This is a genomic window from Vibrio fluvialis (assembly GCF_900460245.1).
Classification (GTDB): Bacteria; Pseudomonadota; Gammaproteobacteria; order Enterobacterales; family Vibrionaceae; genus Vibrio; species Vibrio fluvialis.
The window spans coordinates 70,813-86,325 of record NZ_UHIP01000001.1 but is presented as its reverse complement, the minus strand read 5'-3'; the positions used below and the strand labels follow the sequence as shown (position 1 = coordinate 86,325).

Here is a 15,513-nt window from a genome sequence, read left to right as displayed (position 1 = left end):
GCGGCTCTCTCGCATCTTGCGGCGACTTGGGTATATACTCCGTCGCTCAGCAAGAGAGGAACTGACGCGCTATGTTTGATATCGCCCTGTATGAACCGGAGATCGCACCGAACACCGGTAACATCATTCGTCTGTGTGCCAACTGTGGTGCCAACCTGCATCTGATTGAGCCGCTGGGTTTTGATCTGGAAGAGAAGAAAGTGCGCCGTGCCGGGCTGGATTATCATGATCTGGCACGCGTGACCCGCCACAAAGATTATCAGGCGTTCATCGATTTTCTCGAAGCGCGGGGCGATTACCGCATTTTTGCCTGCACCACCAAGACTACCGGTCATCATGTCGATGCGCAGTTTCAGCGCGGTGACGTACTGCTGTTTGGCCCGGAAACCCGAGGGCTGCCCGCTGACCTGATTGAAAGCCTGCCCATGGCGCAGCGCATCCGAATTCCGATGATGCCCGAGGCGCGCAGCCTGAACCTGTCAAATGCGGTGGCGATCATCGCGTTTGAAGCCTGGCGTCAGATGGGATTTGAAGGCGCGCAGTGAGCGCTCAGTGCAAGACACTGACCGAATAAAAAAGCTCTCCATTGGAGAGCTTTTTTGTCTGCTGAGCTCAAGGGCGATTGAGCTTGTCCTGATCGTCATCCTGCTTGCGTTCAAACTCACCGTCAAACGTCTGGCCATGTTGCTGGGACGAATGAGAGTGAAAATCGCGCTCAAAGTGGCTGGATTGAAAGCCGGATGACATATTGGTCACCACCACTTTGCTCATCAGGTATTTGGCCAACATCGCTCGTGGCGCAGGCAGCAGAATCAGCATACCCATCGCGTCGGTCATAAAGCCCGGCGTCAGCAGCAACACACCCGCCACAGCCAGCATCACGCCTTCCACAATTTGTTGCGCCGGTATTTCACCGTTCTGCATACGTTGTTGCACCGTCATCAGCGTGTGTAATCCCTGGCTGCGCACCAGAGACGCACCAACAAACGCGGTGATCAGAACCAGTGCAATCGTCGGCCACAGCCCCAGCACGCCACCCACCTGAATAAACAAGCCGATTTCGATCACTGGCACCGCAATAAATAGAATCAGTAGTATCGGAAACACAGTCCCTCCTTAGTTGGCTACAACCTTAGCGCCAAGCCCTGAGCACTTCAAGCGCTCGACGCAAGGCAAAAATGTAGCGAATTGTTGCCTGTGAGGAAAATTTCTCTGAATAGAAATCAAATGGATAGAGTGAAACGCCCGTTTTTACTGGATTTCGCAATGGAAAATAAGCAAAGGCTTAACTATTTTTAAACCAGATTTCAGACAGCGTGAGTTGCAATGAAACGAGTTGCCAAAACTCTTAAACAGGCTTTAGTGCTATGGGTAGGATTATCACTGATCCCCATCGCCTACTATTATCATTTATCGGACAAAGCGCATCAGTTTCTGCTCAGCAGAATGGAAGCGCAGGGTTCTCAGTTTCTGTCGTTTGTTGAAACCAAAGCCACTCGCCTTCACCATCAAATCGAAAAGACTTTTTATGGCCTCAGCCATTCTCCCTTGTTGGTGGACTTTGCTCTGACCAACAATCCCAAGTACCGCGGTTTTCTCGAAAGCCAATGGTATCTGACTTCCTTAAACTCTGGTCTGTTTTATCAGCTTCGCTACCTCGACAACACAGGCAAAGAGGTGATTCGTGTCGATAGCACGCCGCAGATGACACATCCGTTTATCGTGCCAATCGGGCAGTTGCAGGATAAGGGCCAGCGCGATTACTTCAATTACGCGCAGCAACTCACGCCGGGTGAACAAGGATACTTTGGTATCGATCTGGAGTACGAACACGGCCTGCCCGTGATTCCATACAAGCCGGGGTTTCGCATTCTCTACCCCATCGACACCCTGACTGGCCGTCAGGGCTATTTTATTGCCAACTTGGACGTGATGAACGTGATCCATCAGATCACGGAAAATAATCAGGATCTGAACGTCGACTTTATTGATCAACACGGATTCTTTGTCGTCAGCAGCGATGAGAACAAATTGTTCGGCGACTTGATTCAGGCGCGCGCCTCGCACAATCTACCCAATGAATACCCGCGGGTGTGGCAAGCCATTCAGGCGACCGGACGAGCTAACGGCAGCGTGATGACCGACGAAGGTTTGTTCATTTTCCAGCCATTCAATAATCAGCTGTTCTCTTCAGTCGGCGGCATGACGTTATTAACCCACTACTCACCACAAGTGCTGCAGCAAACCTTTAAGGTGCGCGATAAGCAGATCCTGTCCGACAGTATCGTCATCTGGCTCGGGCTCGGGTTGATCTCCGGCGTGCTGGGAATGATGCTCGAAGCGCATCGCCGCATGCGCATGGATCAGACCTACGCCCAGTTTGTGATGGAGAATGGCGTCGCGATTGCGTTTACCAACCGCGAGCACCGCATATTGCGCGCCAACACCCGCTTTAGTGAAATGGTCGGGATTGAGATGCATCTGCTGCCAGGCCGGATGATTCTGGATCTGTTGCCCTCGGGCCACAAGCAGAAACTGATGCTCGGCCATCTGCAGCAAACAGGCGAATGGAAAGGCCAGTACAGCCTGCAGGATCCAGAAGGTCATGAAGTGGTATGCAAAACCGAAGTGCGTGCGTTGGCCGGAAAGCTGTCCAAAGTACACTATTACGTCTACTCGTTTACCGATATTTCCGAGCATTACAATGCGATTGTTGAACTCAAAGAGCGCAGCGAACGCGACCCGGCCACCTCACTGTGGAACAAGAAGAAGTTTGAAAACACACTGCAATATTACGCGCGTCTTAAACAGCGCTACCAGAACCAGCCGCCAACCTGCCTCGCCATCATCGATATCGACTCCTTCAAAGAAGTGAACGATTCGCTCGGCCATGCCGTTGGCGATGAAGTGATTCGCTATGTCGCCACTCAGTTACAAGCCTTGCTGCGTGACACCGACTTTATCGCCCGCATTGGCGGTGATGAGTTTGCCGTCATTATTCAGCACACCGATATTCACCAGGCGATCAAGCTGATGCAGCGCGTATGCGTGGCCATTTCGTCCTGGCCGCAGCACAAAGTCACCATCAGCGTTGGGGTTGCGGAAGTTTTGGCAGAAGCATCACAAACCATGACCCATGCCGACCAAGCGATGTATCGCTCCAAGCGCAAAGGCAAAAATTGCGTCTCTGCCCATGGTTTTGAAAACCTGACGGTGGTTGAGTCACACCACGTATAAATCTTTCCGCCAATTGACGTAAAAAGTGATCCAGTTCCTATTTTTAAAATACTACTCAAGTATTATGTGCCACAGAAGTCAGGACGGATTTTCCAGCCAAAAATTCTGATGAATGGATTCTTAAGGCAGAAATGGCTAAGCATTTTAAATCTAATCAGAATAATTATCTTAAGGATCCTGTTATGGCTACCCTATCTGATGCCCCTATGACATCCACCCCAGCCACACGTATCGAAGAAGATCTACTAGGCCAACGTCACGTACCCGCCGACGCTTACTACGGCATTCATACCTTGCGCGCAATGGAAAACTTCAACATCTCAAATATGACTATTTCAGATGTGCCTGAGTTTGTACGCGGTATGGTCATGACCAAGAAAGCAGCGACGCTGGCAAACAAAGAACTGAGCGTAATTCCTAAGGATGTGGCGAATTACATCATTCAAGCGTGTGATCTGATTCTGGAAACCGGCAAATGCATGGACCAGTTCCCTTCAGACGTTTACCAAGGCGGCGCGGGCACTTCGGTGAACATGAACACCAACGAAGTGATTGCCAACGTTGCGCTTGAGCTGATGGGCAAAGAAAAAGGTCAGTACGAGTTCATTAACCCGAACGACCACGTGAACAAGAGCCAGTCGACTAACTGTGCGTACCCTACCGGTTTCCGTATCGCGGTTTACAACAGCGTACAAAAACTGATTGATGCGATCGAGTATCTGAAAGGCGCATTTGAACTGAAAAGTATCGAGTTCAAAACCATCCTGAAGATGGGCCGTACTCAGCTACAAGACGCAGTACCAATGACTGTGGGTCAGGAATTCCACGCTTGGGCGGTCACGCTGAACGAAGAAATCCGTGCCCTGCAATACACCTCTAAACTGCTACTGGAAGTGAACCTGGGCGCAACTGCGATCGGTACCGGCCTGAACACAGCACCGGGCTACCAAGCGGCGGCGGTGAAACACCTGGCTGAAGTAACCGGTTTGGAAGTGGTTCCAGCTGAAGACCTTATCGAAGCGACGTCAGACTGTGGTGCTTACGTGATGACTCACGGCGCACTGAAACGCCTGGCGGTGAAACTGTCTAAAATCTGTAACGACCTGCGTCTGCTCTCTTCCGGCCCACGTGCAGGTCTGAACGAACTGAACCTGCCTGAACTGCAAGCTGGCTCTTCTATCATGCCTGCAAAAGTAAACCCAGTTGTGCCAGAAGTGGTCAACCAAGTGTGCTTTAAAGTTCTGGGTAACGACAACACCGTGTCTTTCGCAGCCGAAGGCGGCCAGCTACAGCTGAACGTGATGGAGCCTGTGATTGCACAAGCCATGTTCGAATCCATCTCTCTGCTGTCTAACGCGTGTGTGAACCTGCGTGACAAATGTATCGACGGCATCACAGTCAACAAAGAGATCTGTGAAGGCTACGTGTTTAACTCTATCGGTATCGTGACTTATCTGAACCCGTACATCGGCCACCATGAAGGTGACATCGTCGGTAAGATCTGTGCGGAAACCGGTAAGAGTGTACGCGAAGTCGTGCTGGAGCGTGGCCTACTGACCGAAGAAGAACTGGATGACATCTTCTCAGTACAAAACCTGATGCACCCGCAATACAAAGCGAAACGCTACGAATAAAACTCTTTCATCAGGCCCCATCCGGGGCCTGTTCTGCTCACCATTTTTTTGGTGGCTCGCAACGGACCTGCTCTGACCGAACCCGCTTTAATTATCTGAGGATTTATCCTCACTGAGTTTTCAGATAATTAAATTCATAATATTACACGAGGTATCACTATGGTTTGGGTTGAACTGTTAGTTGTTCTGCTCTTTATCTTTTTGGGAGCACGTATCGGCGGTATCGGTATCGGTTTTGCCGGTGGCGCAGGTGTCATTGTCCTGTCTCTTGTTCTGGGCGTTCCGACCAGTCAGGCATTCATTCCTGTCGATGTTATTCTGATCATCATGTCTGTGATCACCGCCATTGCTGCTATGCAGGTAGCGGGGGGTATGGATTGGTTGGTTCAGGTGGCTGAAAACTTTTTGCGTAAACATCCGGAACGCATCACCTTTTACGCCCCGATTGTCACCTTCCTGATGACACTGATGGCGGGTACTGGTCACACCGCATTTTCTACCTTGCCCGTAATTGCCGAAGTGGCCAAAGGTCAGGGCGTACGTCCTTCTCGCCCATTGTCTATCGCAGTGGTCGCTTCACAAATTGCCATTACGGCGTCGCCAATCTCGGCGGCCGTGGTCGCGTTTGCCGCGATGCTGGTGCCGTTTGGCGTTGATTACCTGACTCTGCTGGCCATCTGTATTCCTACCACGTTCGCCGCTTGTATGGTCGGTGCATTTGTCGCCAACTTCATGGGTTGTGAGCTGAAAGACGATCCGACTTATCAGGAGAATCTGGCTAAAGGCCTGGTGAAACTGGAAAACAACGAGAAACGTGAAATTCTGCCAACCGCGAAAACAGCGACCTACATCTTCCTCGCCGCGATTGCGTTTGTGGTGTGCTACGCCGCCGCCATTTCTAAATCGGTGGGTCTGATTGAGAACCCGGCGCTGGGCCGTAACGAAGCCATCATGACCGTCATGCTGGCGGCAGCGGCGGCGATTGTACTGTTCACCAAGATCGATGCATCGAAAATTTCTTCTGCGGCAACATTCCGCTCCGGTATGACTGCGTGTGTGTGTGTACTGGGCGTCGCGTGGCTGGGTTCAACGTTCGTCAACGCGCACGTGGCAGGTATTAAAGAAGTGGCCGGTGCACTGCTGGCTGATTATCCATGGATGCTGGCGCTGGTGCTGTTCTTTGCTTCTATGCTGCTCTACTCGCAAGGTGCAACCACGGTTGCTCTGATGCCTGCGGCACTGGCGATTGGTGTTGCGCCACTGACGGCCGTTGCATCATTCGCAGCGGTGAGCGCGCTGTTCGTCCTGCCAACCTACCCAACGCTGTTGGCGGCGGTTGAAATGGACGACACCGGTTCAACCCGCATCGGCAAATACGTCTTTAACCACCCGTTCTTTATCCCGGGTGTGGTAACCATCGCTTCAGCGGTTGCCTTCGGCTTCCTGTTTGGCGGTCTGTTCATCTAAACGAATAAAGTGCAAAGCAAGGGGAGCTTCGGCTCCCTTTTTTTATGGCCGCGCCAAGCTGCTCGCGTTAGCGCTGCTTTTGTGCCCGAATACCGTTTAGTGTGCGATACAGTGACTTGATTTAAATCAAGCATTGGTTCGAAAGTTATTTTCCTGCCACTGAAATAGCAATTGAATAAAATTCCCTATTTTTTATTCACCCGGAGAAAAGTCACGAGTAACCGTGCACAAGGGGAATATTTAAAGAATAGAATTTCATTATTTATAGCCAATTACCCCGCTTTATTTTTCTGGTTATTTCCGGCCAATTTATTACCCCAATATTTTGTGAACCACCGCTAAGATAATCCGCCGCAGGCTCTTTAGAATTTCTTTAACGATGAAGTGAAATTCACTTTATCACCATGAATAACAATAAAAGTTTTCACCATATTTATTACAAGTCCTAAGCTTTATTCCACGAAATACGTTGCCATATTGAATAGTATTGCAATAAACGTTTTCTAAATGAGTGAATTGAGGTGTGGGCCTGATGATGCAAACATATCTTCTCTGTTTCCGCTCTGATATTTGTTATGCATCACCGCGCCTCAACTCTTCAGGCAGAAAGCCATCAGGTGAATAGAGAATATTAGCCACCAAACGCGTTCAGAGCGCTTCATTTTCTGAATGTAAGGAGACAGCTATGACAACCCAAACTGCACCCACAGAACGTAAAGGCGGCTTCCTGGCCAACTTTAAGTTCCCTTCCGCTTACACCATTCTCTTTATACTGATCGCTCTGGTAGCGATGCTCACCTGGATTGTTCCGGCTGGCCAGTATGACCGTGCCATGAACGAAGACCTCGGCCGTGAAGTGCCGGTGGCAGGCACCTACCACCCAGCCGAGGGTAATCCTCAGGGCGTGATTGATGTGCTGCTGGCACCAATTGACGGCTTCTACGATCACAACAGCTATGAAGCGGCGGCGATTGACGTCTCACTGTTCATCCTGGTGATCGGTGGTTTCCTGGGGTTGGTGACCAAAACCGGCGCGATTGACGCGGGTATCGAACGTGTTACCGCCCGTCTGGAAGGACGCGAAGAGTTGATGATTCCGATCCTGATGGCGCTGTTTGCCACCGGCGGCACCGTGTATGGCATGGCGGAAGAATCGCTGCCATTCTACACCTTGTTGGTTCCGGTCATGATGGCCGCACGTTTTGACCCTGTGGTTGCCGCTGCAACAGTCTTACTTGGCGCAGGTATCGGTACGCTGGGTTCTACCATCAACCCGTTTGCCACCGTTATTGCCGCGAACGCCGCAGGCATTCCGTTTACCGACGGTATCTGGCTGCGCGCTGCGATTCTGGTGGTCGGCTGGATCATCTGTGTGATGTACGTGATGCGCTACGCCAAAATGGTGCGTGCAGACCAAAGTAAATCCATCGTGTTTGATAAATACGAAGAGAACAAAACCCACTTCCTGGGCAGCCGTAGTGATGAAGCTCTCGAGTTCACCGGCACACGCAAAGTGATTCTGACTATCTTCGCTGCTGCCTTTGCCGTGATGATCTACGGTGTATCTGTTGCGGGCTGGTGGATGGCTGAAATCTCCGCCATGTTCCTTGGCGCAACCATCATCATTGGTCTGGTGGCACGCATGAGTGAAGAAGAGTTTACCTCCAGCTTCATTGATGGCGCTCGTGACCTGCTTGGTGTCGCCCTGATCATCGGTATTGCGCGCGGTATCGTGGTGGTGATGGACCGCGGTATGATCACCGACACCATTCTGAACTCAGCCGAGCAAATGGTGACTGGCCTGTCGTCAGTAATCTTTATTAACGTGATGTATTGGCTGGAAATCCTGCTGTCATTCCTGGTGCCTTCATCTTCAGGCCTGGCAGTATTGACTATGCCAATCATGGCACCGCTGGCTGACTTTGCTGGTGTGGGACGTGAACTGGTCGTGACCGCTTACCAATCAGCATCAGGTATCGTCAACCTCATCACACCAACGTCTGCGGTGGTGATGGGCGGCCTAGCCATTGCCCGCGTCCCTTACGTTCGCTGGCTGAAATGGGTCGCACCACTGCTGGGTATTCTGTGTGTGTTCATCATGGTCATGCTCAGTGTCGGTGCCTTCATGTAAGCACAACCGCTCTACTTTTCCTCTCTCAAGCCGCGCTCTGCGCGGCTTTTTTTCGCTCTGCGTGTACATCATTGCCAGCTTCGTTCGTCTTCAGGTCAGGCGTGCGGCTTTGCCCATCAGACCATTGTCTCCCCTGTGTTGCCCACTCCCAGCTCTTCTCGCCGCACACGATGACCGCTATGGATTAACCATCATTCTGTCCGACTGGCGGGTTTATTAAGCAGCGGTGTCAGTGAGTCATTCAACAGTAATGGATAATTACCACCGGAATAAGAAAGTTTATTCTCTGGTATTTTTTATCCCTGTTTACGCCGGTCAGAATTCCCCTGTTTATTCGCCTCTACTTAAGGTTTTCCGTGCTCAAATCAGGCTTTATTGCATCGGTTTTAGTTTGTCTCAGATCAATATTTTGGCCGATATTTTTGTTACATCGGACGTTTTTATTCGCCCTAAAGTCACTATCTACCCTTTAGAAATGCATACTTCAGTGCTATTGAGTGAATAATAAGGGAAATGAATTTGCATAAACTTCCTCAACTATCAATTCATCCTCCTAATTTCATGAATATTCTTTATTTATCCCGATTAAACTTCCATAAAATCCGCACAACCACCCAACAAGATAATCTTCTATCAGATGAATAAACATTGTTAAAAAACACTAGATTTCATGCTTTTTTAATAAAAATCGAACTGTGATCGCTCTCTAAGAAAGACCTCTCTGACGGGGTAATATGAATATCAGAACGAAACAATGAATTAATTAAAACCCAATTAAATTCATTACCAAATCCCTACAAATAAATATGTATTTCAAATAAAGAAATACACAGAAAATAAGAGAGATACGATTATGAGTAAGTTATACGTAGGTTCTGAAATAGGTCAATTACGTCGCGTTTTAATTCACCGCCCACGCCGCGCGCTCACCCATCTGACTCCATCAAACTGTCACGATCTGCTGTTTGATGACGTATTGGATATCGAACGTGCAGGTAAAGAACACGACGTTTTTGCCCAAACACTTCGCGACCAAGGCGTTGAAGTATTGCTACTCACTAATTTGCTCGCTGAAACACTGGATGTGCCTGAAGCCAAAGAATGGCTGCTGAATACGCAAATTTCTGATAACCGTTTTGGTCCAACATTCGCTAACGATCTGCGCTGCTACCTGGCTGACCAGCCACACATGGATCTGGCGAAAATTCTGACTGGTGGTCTGTCTTACGGTGAACTGCCCATTCAATCTTCGTCTATTCTGCAGGCGATGAACAAAGCGAATGACTTCATTATCAAACCGCTGCCAAACCATCTGTTTACCCGCGACACTTCTTGCTGGGTTTACGGTGGCGTCTCTATCAACCCAATGGCGAAAGTGGCCCGTCAGCGTGAAACCAACCACCTGCGTGCGATCTACCGTTGGCACCCAACCTTCGCTGGCCAGGACTTCATCAAGTACTTCGGCGACGAAGAGCGTAACTACGACAAATCCACCATTGAAGGCGGTGACGTACTGGTTATCGGCCGCGGCGCAGTGTTGATTGGTATGTCTGAACGTACTACGCCACAAGGTGTTGAACAGTTGGCTTCTTCCCTGTTCAAACATGGTCAGGCGAAACAAGTCATCGCGCTGGAACTGCCAAAAGACCGTTCTTGCATGCACTTGGATACCGTGATGACGCACATGCGTGAAGACACCTTCTCCGTGTATCCAAACGTGATTCCGGATGACGTGAACTGCTGGAGCCTGACCGGTGATGAATCTGGCCGCGTGAAAGCCACTCAACAAGAGTCTTACATTCACACTATCGAAAAAGCGTTGGGCGTCGGCAAACTGAACATGATCACTACCGGTGGCGACAGTTTCGAAGCAGAACGTGAACAGTGGAACGATGCAAACAACGTGCTGACCGTTCGTCCTGGCGTGGTGATTGGTTACGAACGTAACACCTACACCAACGAGAAATACGACAAAGCCGGCATCACCGTTCTGCCAATTCCGGGTGATGAACTGGGCCGCGGCCGTGGCGGTGCACGCTGCATGAGCTGCCCAATTGAACGTGATGACATCTAGTAACTCGGGCCGGGGCTGATTTTCCTCTGCCAGCTTCGGCCCACATAATAAGAGATACAACCATGACTAAACAAACAGTAGTCGTCGCATTAGGTGGTAACGCATTGCTTCGTCGCGGTGAACCGTTAGAAGCGGATGTACAACGCCACAACATTGAAATTGCAGCCAAAACCATTTCTGAAATTGCCAAAGAGTACAACGTGGTACTGGTACACGGAAACGGTCCGCAAGTGGGATTGCTCGCGCTGCAAGGTTTGGAATACAAGAAAGTAAACCCTTACCCACTTGACGTGTTGGGTAGCGAAACTCAGGGCATGATCGGTTACATGCTGATGCAGGAATTCAAAAACCTACTGCCAGAACGCAACGTGACTTGCATGCTGACTCAGATGTCTGTCGATCCGAACGACCCGGCCTTTGCCGACCCGACCAAACCGATTGGTCCGGTCTACGAAGAAGCCGAAGCGCGTGAAATGGCAGAGAAATACCACTGGACGGTGAAACCGGACGGCAAATACTTCCGCCGCGTGGTACCCAGCCCTCAACCGACCGGCATCATCGAACATGAAGCGATCACCACCCTCATTGATGAAGGTCATCTGGTGATCTGTACTGGCGGTGGCGGCATTCCGGTCAAACGTGAAAACGGCAAACTGGTCGGTGTGGAAGCGGTGATCGACAAAGACATGTCGGCAGCATTCCTCGCCAAACAAATCGGCGCCGATGCGCTGCTGATCCTGACTGATGCCGATGCCGTGTACCTTGACTGGGGTAAACCAACTCAGACTGCACTGCGCAACACCACGCCAGATGAGCTGGCGAAATACCAGTTCGATGCCGGCTCCATGGGGCCAAAAATCGAAGCTTCATGCGAATTCATTCGCAAAGGCGGCACCGTAGTCGGTATCGGCGCGCTGCAAGATGGTCTGCGCATTCTGGAAGGAAAAGCAGGCACCAACATCACTCGCGATCAGTAATCACCCGTGCAGTTGTCACTGGTAAGCAAACATTGAATTTTCAGCGCTTAGGCGAGATAGCGTAAGCGCTTCCCAGATGAGGATAAGATCATGGCTTTTAACCTACGTAACCGTAACTTCCTGAAACTACTCGACTTCACTCCACGCGAAATTCAACACATGTTGGACCTGGCGGTGGAACTGAAAAAAGCCAAATACAACGGCTATGAACAACCACGCCTGAAAGGCAAAAACATCGCACTGATCTTTGAAAAAACCTCCACTCGTACTCGCTGTGCGTTTGAAGTGGCGGCGTTCGACCAAGGCGCGCAAGTGTCTTACCTTGGCCCATCAGGTTCTCAGATTGGTCACAAAGAATCGATGAAAGATACCGCCCGTGTGCTGGGTCGCATGTACGACGGTATTGAATACCGTGGTTTTGGCCAAGAGATCGTCGAAGAGCTGGGTGCTTACGCTGGTGTGCCAGTGTGGAACGGCCTGACTGACGAATTCCACCCAACCCAAATTCTGGCAGACTTCCTGACTATGATGGAACACAGCCGCGGTAAACAGCTACACGAAATCAAATTCGCTTACCTCGGTGATGCGCGCAACAACATGGGTAACTCTCTGATGGTTGGCGCAGCGAAAATGGGCATGGACATTCGCCTGGTGGCGCCAAAACAATTCTGGCCAACCGAAGAATTAGTGGCCACTTGCCGCGAAATCGCCAAAGAAACCGGCGGTAAAATCACTCTGACTGACGATGTGCAAGAAGGCGTGATTGGCTGTGACTTCCTGTACACCGACGTTTGGGTCTCTATGGGCGAAGCGAAAGAAGCATGGGCAGAGCGCATCAACCTGATGCTGCCTTACCAGGTGAACATGAACGTCATCAAAGCGACCGGCAACCCGAATGTGAAATTCATGCACTGTCTGCCAGCATTCCACGGCGAAGACACCACAGTGGGCAAACAACTGGCGCACGACTACCCAGTACTGAAAGACGGCTGTGAAGTGACCAACGAAGTGATCGAATCCGACTACTCAATCGTGTTCGATGAAGCGGAAAACCGCATGCACACCATCAAAGCCATCATGGTGGCAACACTGGGCGACTAACCCAAAATCAATTGACTTCCTTTACATACCTACCAATGCGGGCTGAATAAAGCCCGCATTTTTTTTCAGCGGCTTTTTCGCCATTTTTCTTAAAAAACCACCACCAAGCCAGACGCATAAACTGGTGGTTAAAATTCAGTAAATCTCGGCAAAATCCGCATAAAAATCCATAACTTGAATATTTTTCAAAAGCTATTGCACCGGTGTTTTTTGTCCGTATAATCCTCCGCAATTTGTCTACAGGGAACAAAAAATGAGCGTATTCAATCGAGCATCGCGTTTGAAAAACCGTCCGTATTGGGCGCGTCACGCCGTTTTGTTTTTCTGTGGTGATCGTTGTTAAAGCCTCCTATTTCAGGGGGCTTTTTTTTGAGTTTTTTTCGTCCTCAGCCCATCGGCCGAGCCATGAACCTACACAAAAGGAAGAGACGTTATGGCACACTCGCTGTTTAACCGACACATCATTTCGATTCCGGAATTCACTCGCAGTGAATTGGAACTTATCGTCGATACGGCCGCCCGCCTCAAAGCGGAGCCAAACCCTGAGCTACTGAAAAACAAAGTGGTGGCGAGCTGTTTCTTTGAGCCATCGACCCGTACCCGCTTGTCGTTTGAAACCGCAGTGCAACGCCTGGGCGGCACCGTGATTGGTTTTGACAACGGCGGCAACACCTCGCTGGCGAAAAAGGGCGAAAGCCTGGCGGACTCGGTGCAGGTGATTTCCTCTTACGTCGACGCGTTTGTGATGCGCCACCCGCAAGAAGGCGCCGCGCGTCTGGCCTCCGAGTTCTCTAACGGCGTGCCGGTGGTTAACGGCGGTGACGGCGCCAACCAGCACCCGACCCAGACTCTGCTCGATCTGTTCTCGATTTACGAAACGCAAGGCACGCTGGATAACCTCAACGTCGCGTTCGTCGGCGATTTGAAATATGGCCGCACAGTGCACTCGCTGACTCAGGCACTGGCGAAATTCACCAACATTCGTTTCTTCTTCATCGCCCCGGAAGTGCTGGCGATGCCGGATTACCTGTGCCAGGAACTGGAAGAAGCGGGCATTGCGTTCAGCACTCACGCCAGCATTGAAGAAGTGGTACCCGAGCTGGATATTCTCTACATGACTCGCGTGCAGAAAGAGCGTTTTGACGAGTCCGAATACGCGCACATGAAGTCGGCTTACATTCTGTCTGCCGACACATTGAAAACCGCGCGTCCGAACCTGAAAGTGCTGCACCCGCTGCCACGCGTGGACGAAATCACCACCGACGTGGATAAAACACCGCACGCGTACTACTTCCAGCAGGCCGAAAACGGCGTCTACGCCCGTGAAGCCCTACTCGCCCTCGTTCTGAACCCAAATCTATAAGCAGGAGATGTCATCATGGTAAAAGAGAACCAACTACAGGTAGAAGCGATCCGCAACGGCTCAGTGATTGACCACATTCCTGCCAATCTGGGCATCAAGATTTTGTCGCTGTTCAAACTGCACGAAACCAATCAGCGCATCACCATTGGCCTCAACCTGCCGTCGTCAGCGCTGGGTCATAAAGATCTGATCAAGATTGAGAACATTTATCTGAGCAAAGAGCAGGCCAACCAACTGGCGCTGTATGCACCGAACGCGACCGTGAACCAGATTGAAGAGTATCAGGTAGTGAACAAGCTGACGCTGACACTGCCAGAGCGCATCGATGGTGTGTTTGCCTGCCCGAACAGCAACTGTATCTCACACGGCGAGCCGGTCAGCAGCCGCTTCCGCGTGATTCTGAAACAAGAAAATGTTCAACTCAAATGCCACTACTGTGAAAAAGTATTCTCGCGCGAAATCATGACCGAGAACTGATTCCGCGTCAGCCACTCAGCCGCCTGCTCTGGCGCTGAGTGGCCGTTATGGCCGCGCATAAAACGATGCATAAACTTGCACCACTTCAATATAAATCACCAAACAACAAGCATTTACCCAGATTATTATTTGGTGATCCTATTCAAAAAGCCGCATTTTTATTAATGGTATGCTTCTTTCACCAACAATGACTATCCCAGTGCTCAACACAGGTTTCCCGCACCATGGCGAATGCATTCGTCACTGGCGGGTTGTCACACTCTAAGGCTTTGGGAGTGTGCTGACAGGGTATGGAACACCAGAATGTCTCACGCCTCGGCGTGACTGGATAAGGAGTTACCCGTGAACAGAAAAATGCCTCACAGTGCCATTGCGCATGAGGATGAATCTCTGGCGGCGGCCTGCAAACGTCTGCTGCAACAGCAGAGTTTTGCCAATCAGAATGAACTGCGCGAAAAACTCATCGAGCTGGGCTTTGACGGTATCAGCCAGTCGACGGTGTCGCGCCTGCTGTCACAGCTCGGCGTGGTCAAAGTGCAGAACGCCTGCGGTAAGAAAGTCTACTGTATAACGGTCGAAACTGCGCCAGTACGCGTGGAGTCGTCCATCGCCTCACAGATTGAGTTCATCACCCACAATCAGGCGATTGTGGTGGTCAAAACCCATCCCGGCAGTGCCCAACTGGTGGCCCGCCTGGTGGACATCGATCCGCACAGCGAAATTCTCGGCACCGTCGGTGGCAACGACACCGTGCTGGTGATCCCGCGTGACGCCAATAACGTTGAAGCGTGCGAACGCGTCGTCAAAACGCGTCTTGGTGTTGCCTGACTCAGGCGCCCGCCCTGCGCGGGTGCTTGCTCACGCTTTTTCAGCTTATTGACTCCGTTTCATGCCCGACATGAAACCAAATCCCCTTCACTCCGGTCTCATCGAACATAGCGTCCAAATGTCGTCCGGCGCGCCTGATGTTGCACAGAATTTGACACCAACAGGCGCAGTCACGAATATTTTGGGTATAGTATGACTGTCCACTTTTTCAGAATGTCTTGATG

Annotated in this window: 12 protein-coding genes; 11 read left to right on the top strand and 1 reads right to left on the bottom strand. The window is 50.7% G+C overall.

The genetic code is table 11. From position 1 onward, the window contains the following. The first annotated feature begins 71 nt into the window (after nt 1-71). Entirely contained in the window at nt 72-545 is a 474-nt protein-coding gene (gene trmL / locus DYA43_RS00385) for a tRNA (uridine(34)/cytosine(34)/5-carboxymethylaminomethyluridine(34)-2'-O)-methyltransferase TrmL (protein WP_055451900.1), read from the top strand. A gap of 67 nt (nt 546-612) precedes the next feature. On the opposite strand, the gene DYA43_RS00380 is transcribed toward trmL, so the two are convergent. Continuing rightward, nucleotides 613-1,107, bottom strand: coding sequence for an FxsA family protein (locus DYA43_RS00380; RefSeq protein WP_044363283.1), 495 nt, complete (start codon nt 1,105-1,107; stop codon nt 613-615). Between the two features lie 219 nt (nt 1,108-1,326). Here DYA43_RS00380 and DYA43_RS00375 point away from each other — a divergent pair, with 219 nt between their 5' ends. The 10 genes from DYA43_RS00375 (at nt 1,327) to DYA43_RS00330 (ending at nt 15,289) form a co-directional block, all read left to right on the top strand. After that, nucleotides 1,327-3,237, top strand: a complete 1,911-nt coding sequence (locus DYA43_RS00375; RefSeq protein WP_061057139.1) for a sensor domain-containing diguanylate cyclase — start codon at nt 1,327-1,329, stop codon at nt 3,235-3,237. A 182-nt stretch (nt 3,238-3,419) separates the two neighbouring features. Further along, a complete protein-coding gene (gene aspA / locus DYA43_RS00370) occupies nt 3,420-4,871 on the top strand; it encodes an aspartate ammonia-lyase (RefSeq protein ID WP_020329376.1) in 1,452 nt (483 codons plus the stop codon). A 159-nt stretch (nt 4,872-5,030) separates the two neighbouring features. Continuing rightward, nucleotides 5,031-6,338 (top strand): anaerobic C4-dicarboxylate transporter, encoded by a 1,308-nt coding sequence (locus DYA43_RS00365; protein WP_020329375.1) that lies wholly within the window; start codon nt 5,031-5,033, stop codon nt 6,336-6,338. A 685-nt stretch (nt 6,339-7,023) separates the two neighbouring features. Continuing rightward, a complete protein-coding gene (locus DYA43_RS00360; RefSeq protein WP_020329374.1) occupies nt 7,024-8,469 on the top strand; it encodes a YfcC family protein in 1,446 nt (481 codons plus the stop codon). A gap of 853 nt (nt 8,470-9,322) precedes the next feature. Then, complete coding sequence (arcA, locus tag DYA43_RS00355) at nt 9,323-10,543, top strand: arginine deiminase (RefSeq protein WP_020329373.1); 1,221 nt, start codon at nt 9,323-9,325, stop codon at nt 10,541-10,543. 62 nt (nt 10,544-10,605) lie between these two features. Beyond that, on the top strand, nt 10,606-11,520 hold the full coding sequence (gene arcC / locus DYA43_RS00350) for a carbamate kinase (RefSeq protein ID WP_020329372.1): 915 nt from the start codon (nt 10,606-10,608) through the stop codon (nt 11,518-11,520). A gap of 90 nt (nt 11,521-11,610) precedes the next feature. Then, the gene (locus DYA43_RS00345; RefSeq protein WP_020329370.1) at nt 11,611-12,621 is read left to right on the top strand and encodes an ornithine carbamoyltransferase; all 1,011 of its coding nucleotides are present in this window, start codon (nt 11,611-11,613) and stop codon (nt 12,619-12,621) included. A 433-nt stretch (nt 12,622-13,054) separates the two neighbouring features. Beyond that, complete coding sequence (gene pyrB, locus DYA43_RS00340; RefSeq protein ID WP_020329369.1) at nt 13,055-13,984, top strand: aspartate carbamoyltransferase; 930 nt, start codon at nt 13,055-13,057, stop codon at nt 13,982-13,984. A gap of 15 nt (nt 13,985-13,999) precedes the next feature. Beyond that, on the top strand, nt 14,000-14,461 hold the full coding sequence (gene pyrI, locus DYA43_RS00335; protein WP_020329368.1) for an aspartate carbamoyltransferase regulatory subunit: 462 nt from the start codon (nt 14,000-14,002) through the stop codon (nt 14,459-14,461). 354 nt (nt 14,462-14,815) lie between these two features. Then, complete coding sequence (locus tag DYA43_RS00330; protein ID WP_171933990.1) at nt 14,816-15,289, top strand: arginine repressor; 474 nt, start codon at nt 14,816-14,818, stop codon at nt 15,287-15,289. Nucleotides 15,290-15,513: the final 224 nt, after the last annotated feature.

Excerpts from the sequence above, each read along its gene's own strand:
- trmL (WP_055451900.1), top strand. The coding sequence starts at position 72 with ATGTTTGATATCGCCCTGTATGAACCGGAGATCGCACCGAACACCGGT.
- DYA43_RS00375 (WP_061057139.1), top strand. The coding sequence starts at position 1,327 with ATGAAACGAGTTGCCAAAACTCTTAAACAGGCTTTAGTGCTATGGGTA.
- aspA (WP_020329376.1), top strand. The coding sequence starts at position 3,420 with ATGGCTACCCTATCTGATGCCCCTATGACATCCACCCCAGCCACACGT.
- DYA43_RS00365 (WP_020329375.1), top strand. The coding sequence starts at position 5,031 with ATGGTTTGGGTTGAACTGTTAGTTGTTCTGCTCTTTATCTTTTTGGGA.
- DYA43_RS00360 (WP_020329374.1), top strand. The coding sequence starts at position 7,024 with ATGACAACCCAAACTGCACCCACAGAACGTAAAGGCGGCTTCCTGGCC.
- arcA (WP_020329373.1), top strand. The coding sequence starts at position 9,323 with ATGAGTAAGTTATACGTAGGTTCTGAAATAGGTCAATTACGTCGCGTT.
- arcC (WP_020329372.1), top strand. The coding sequence starts at position 10,606 with ATGACTAAACAAACAGTAGTCGTCGCATTAGGTGGTAACGCATTGCTT.
- DYA43_RS00345 (WP_020329370.1), top strand. The coding sequence starts at position 11,611 with ATGGCTTTTAACCTACGTAACCGTAACTTCCTGAAACTACTCGACTTC.
- pyrB (WP_020329369.1), top strand. The coding sequence starts at position 13,055 with ATGGCACACTCGCTGTTTAACCGACACATCATTTCGATTCCGGAATTC.
- pyrI (WP_020329368.1), top strand. The coding sequence starts at position 14,000 with ATGGTAAAAGAGAACCAACTACAGGTAGAAGCGATCCGCAACGGCTCA.
- DYA43_RS00330 (WP_171933990.1), top strand. The coding sequence starts at position 14,816 with ATGCCTCACAGTGCCATTGCGCATGAGGATGAATCTCTGGCGGCGGCC.